1 protein-coding gene is annotated in these 4,646 nt (G+C 50.4%); it reads right to left on the bottom strand.

Annotated elements, in window-relative coordinates:
- Window positions 1–4,617 (bottom strand): PQQ-dependent sugar dehydrogenase (locus tag U1E44_RS16590; protein ID WP_322932233.1); only part of this gene is annotated, 4,617 nt, incomplete at its 3' end.
- Window positions 4,618–4,646 lie beyond the last annotated feature (29 nt).

The raw sequence follows: 4,646 nt of genomic DNA, 5'->3' as shown, positions 1-4,646 counted from the left end.
TGCTTCTCCTTCGAGGGTCGCCACGTTGGGCCCGCTCTCTTGTGTCCATTGATAAGAAACGATCTCTCCACCATCCGGATCCGTGCCGCTGCCGTTGAGTACCGCTGTAGTTGTTGGAAGCGTCAACTCCATATCCGTTCCCGCATCCGAAATTGGTGTACTATTTGAAGGGGGTGCACTGGTGTTCTCGAAAATCCTTGGCACGATATTGTCCCACCCTATGGAGACCACGTCCAGATCCCCATCATTGTCGATGTCCACCACCTGTGCGCCATCATGGTGGTCAAAGCCCGTGCCACCGGCATCGAGTGTGTGACGTATCCAAGTACCACTATTGCACAAATCATTCTCAAAAGCGATTAGCCTGTGGCTGCCTCGCCATTCCCCTACAATGATATCCATGTCGCCATCAAAATCCATATCCGTGGCAAACACACTTAAACTACCATTGATGTCCGTGGCCAAAAGCCGTTTTATCCATGGCTGAGAAGGGTCTTCCGGCGCTTCGAACCAAGCAAACTCCAAGCGTGACGGATTACTGGATCCTGAACTTAATTGACCCACGACCGCATCCATATTGCCGTCCCCATTGAAATCGGCCACCTGTACCCTGTCAGGAGTGGTGACGTAGGAGATCCCCGTGGGAACAGTCGTCCAGTTTCCGCCCCCGTCGTTGCGAAGCCAGTTGCTCGACTGAAAAAGATCTAAATCTCCATCACCATCTAAATCTACACTTTTAATATCCTCTCCTAATGAATCGGGACTAATATTCACTAGTGTCCAAGTACCATTCACCGGATCTGCGGATGGCGTAAGCATCTGTACCTGTGATGTGCCGGTCTCGGCACCATTCCAGTTGATGGCCATCTGGTAAGAACCGCCCGTCTGGAACACCCCCCCGGCAATCCCTGCTAAAAAGGGTTCGCTGTAGGTCGTCTCCCCTGCCGGAATATTCGTATGTATCGTAAAATTTCCGGAACCGTCATTCTCCGCCCAGGCCATAGCCGAGCCGGTATAGGCTCCTTGGGTGCCCAAAAGGTCTAGATCCCCGTCGCCGTCAAAATCATGAACCCATGCCACATTATTCAATGGGCTACCTATATCGCTGCGAACCCAGTTGCCCGATGCCGTACCCGGGTTCTTGTACCACCAGCCCCCTGTTACTATATCCTTGAGTCCGTCCCCGTCCAGATCATAATGGGGCAATATATAAACAGAACGATATGGTAATTCATTTGTTTCCAGCTCATGTACCTGCCACTGATCCGGAAAATCGATACCTTCGTTACAAACCGGCTGATCGGTGACCGCTACTGTTATCTCGTCAAAAACCCCGGTACCCGTATGGGTAGCTTCAAAAAGTTCTATCCGTATCGTATGGTTTCCCAAACTCAGACCCTCAATAACAATTGGGGACAAACTGTAGTGAGGTCCTACCATAACGCCGTCCACGTAATAGTGCAGATGGGTGCCCCCTTGGGAGACCGTCCAGTTCTCTACTGCAAAGGAAACTAAAAAAGGCTGGTTCACCTGGGAGCCGTTCACGGGAGAGGTGATCGCAATGGAGGGCGTGGGCGAAAAGGCATCGGAAGGTAAAACCTCTATAGCCGATATCTTAGCATTATCTACCACCGAGGTGAACTGTACAGTGGCAAAACCGTCGTTGATTACCACATTGTCCAATTCCTTTACAAGAACCGTAGCCGGAGCCACCTCTGCCAAAATATCAAAATTGTTCAGTACCGGCGAATCCTCAACAGAAACATTGAAAACTCGGGAACCTACTCCCCCACCGGAGCCACTACCGGGCAGACCGTAAAAAATCTCCGCAAAATGCAACCGTATGTCATATGTGCCCGCTATAGGGATGGGGATGGAATAGGAAAAATTACTTCCATAACGCTCCCTTTGGTATAGTGCATCCTCCGTGGTGCCCGCTATGGGCACCACGTTGCCAAAAGTGGATCCTCCACCGTTGAACGCATCGGTCACAAAAATCCCATCCGAAGTACTCACCTCAGGCCCGCCCGCATTGATCCGGACAGGATCGAAAACGATGAAGAGATGACTGTCCGTAACCACCGAAAGCCCGGCCTCGTTCTCCACATTGCTGATTGTAAGATTATAAGTCAATGTAGGACTTAGGGCTGTAGTGGTAAGTAGCACCGTTCTATTGTCGTCTTGTACCGAAACCCCGGTTACTGAAGCGCCATTGTCCAGCACATAGTTCCCTACCTGACCAACTGTAGGCTGGGTGACCCTCTCTGAGAACAATACCCGAACCTGTGTAGGACTTAGGGAAATCACTTCACTGACTTCTGGAGGGGAGTTGTCTATCGAAACGCCTGTACCGATAAACTCCACATAGTTCAAATCAAAAATATCCTGAGAAGTACCACTGTTCCTAAACACAAAATATAAATCATTTTTACCTCCGGGATCTGTAAAAGCGGCTTCTACCTCTACCCAGTTATTTACACCTCCAGTGACAGGAACATCCGTAGTCGCCAATAGAACTCCTGTAGGACTGCCTACTCGAAGCTCTATGCTGCCTCCCGAAAAGAGCGATGACACACGATAGCGCACCGAGTTCGTATTCAAAAGATTGCGACCAGAGAACATGATATATCCATTATGATCCGCACGGACCACATTGGGACCGCCTTGGAAATCAGTATTCGGAATCATTTGGGTTCCGTTCTGACCATCATAGTATTCAGCCTGTTTGCGCTTGGGATGTAACTGAATCTGGTCAAAGGCGGTGAGCCCCCCCTGATCCGTATAACTCGTCTTGAAAACATAAAAAAGATCCATACCGCCGTCTATATCATGACCGGCAAAAGCAAGGTTAAAACTCTGCGAGCAACCATCCAAAGCCGCAACACCGTGCGAATGGTTCAAGTGACCCAACTCGGGGGTGATGCCGACATCGGCGCAATCGATCCCCGAAAGGGTGCTTCCGTCCTCGGCATCCTCCACCAAAAGATCAAAAACAATGTCATCACCCCAGCCTATCATCCCTCCGTCAACTGGAGAATTAAACGTAAAGGTTGCTGCAGTATTACCCGCGTTTATGGTTATGTTCCTTACTGCTATCCCGCCATTGCCATCATCCACCCGCAACTGGGCATTGAAGTCTCCGGCCACCGTATAGGTGAAACTAGGGTTCTCCTCGGTTGAGTCCACAATGCCATCGCTCTGAAAGTCCCATTCGTAGGAAAGCGTGTCCCCGTCTGGGTCGAATGTGCCAGCACTAGAGAAGTTGACCAATAGTGGAAGTGCTCCATTGGTGGGATCCGCAGATACCTGCACCTGAGGCGTACTATTGGTGGTAATGCCCGTGTAATTCAATTTCAACAGCTTGCCCGTACCTACATTGAGAGGGCAACAGCCAGCCCCGTAGGCCAAAATATAAAGAAACCCGTCTGGGCTGATCTGCATGTCGATATAACCGGACTTATTATTGCCGGTGCCGGGGAAAACAGACTGTGTCAATTGGGTGTTCTCCAATATGTTTCCATCTCCATCCATGCGCACTCCCCATACCTTGCTGGTGTTAAAGTCAAAATAGAAAAAAACCCCATCGAACTCAATCGGGAGACGCTGTAAATCCGTCTGAGCCGGATCGTAAGTATACCGAGGCCCCACCATATAGCTCTGATGGAAAAAATCGAGCCACGAGGGCTGAGCCGGAGGAAGGTTTACCGCCCCCGTATTCCAGGTTGATAGGTTCACCGGGGCCACCGGATCGTAATAGAAGGTAGGGGTGGTATACGTGTTCTGGTAGGGCTCGTTCGCCCCTGAAAAATACGGCCAACCATAGTTGCCCGCCGACTTGGTTAGGTTGATCTCGTCCTTGCCCTCGGGACCCAGTGGGCTAGCTATATTCGCATCCGGGCCTACTTCTCCCCAAAAAAGCCAGTCCGAATTGGCTCGATCCACATAGATGCGGTAAGGGTTGCGTGCACCCATGACATAAATCTCCGGCAGTCCCCCAACCCCCTCAGGGAAAAGGTTGCCCGGGGGAACCGTATAGCCCCCACCAGCCTGAGGGGTGATCCGAAGTATCTTGCCCCGAAAATCGTTGGTGTTAGAGGAGGTCCCCTCAGAACTGTTCGCCTGATTGGTCTCATTTAAGGTCGCATAACTACTATGGTTCGTGTTGTCGCCAGTAGCAATATAAAGATTCCCTTGCGAATCAAAATCCATGTCTCCCGCCGCATGGAACGAGGGCGCCACGCGCCGAACAGGCCACTCCAAAAGCACCTGCTCGCTACCCACGTTAAGATCGTCCCCGTCCATCGTGAAACGAGACACTCGGTTTACTGCAGTGGCCAAAGGAGAATAATGCAGATAAATCCAGTTGTTCTGAGAAAAATTGGGATCCAACGCCAAACCGATCAACCCTTCTTCAAATTCATGGAACACCGGAATGGAACCACTATTAATCAATAGCTGAGTGTCCGTGCGGTACACCAAAAAGTCCCCGAAACGATCTATAATGAAGATCCGACCGTCAGGAGCAAACTTAAAACTTGTCGCATTGGAAAGACCCGTCAGCAACTCCACCTTCTCAAACTCCGTAGGGAATTGACCCCGAACAGAAAAAGTGAACATGACACAAATCAATACGAAAAATAAAAGTT

Origin of the sequence: Aurantibrevibacter litoralis, from assembly GCF_034651555.1 — a bacterium.
Classification (GTDB): domain Bacteria; phylum Bacteroidota; class Bacteroidia; order Flavobacteriales; family Flavobacteriaceae; genus Aurantibrevibacter; species Aurantibrevibacter litoralis.
The sequence above is the reverse complement of the archived record's forward strand: the minus strand, read 5'-3'. Positions and strand labels throughout refer to the sequence as shown.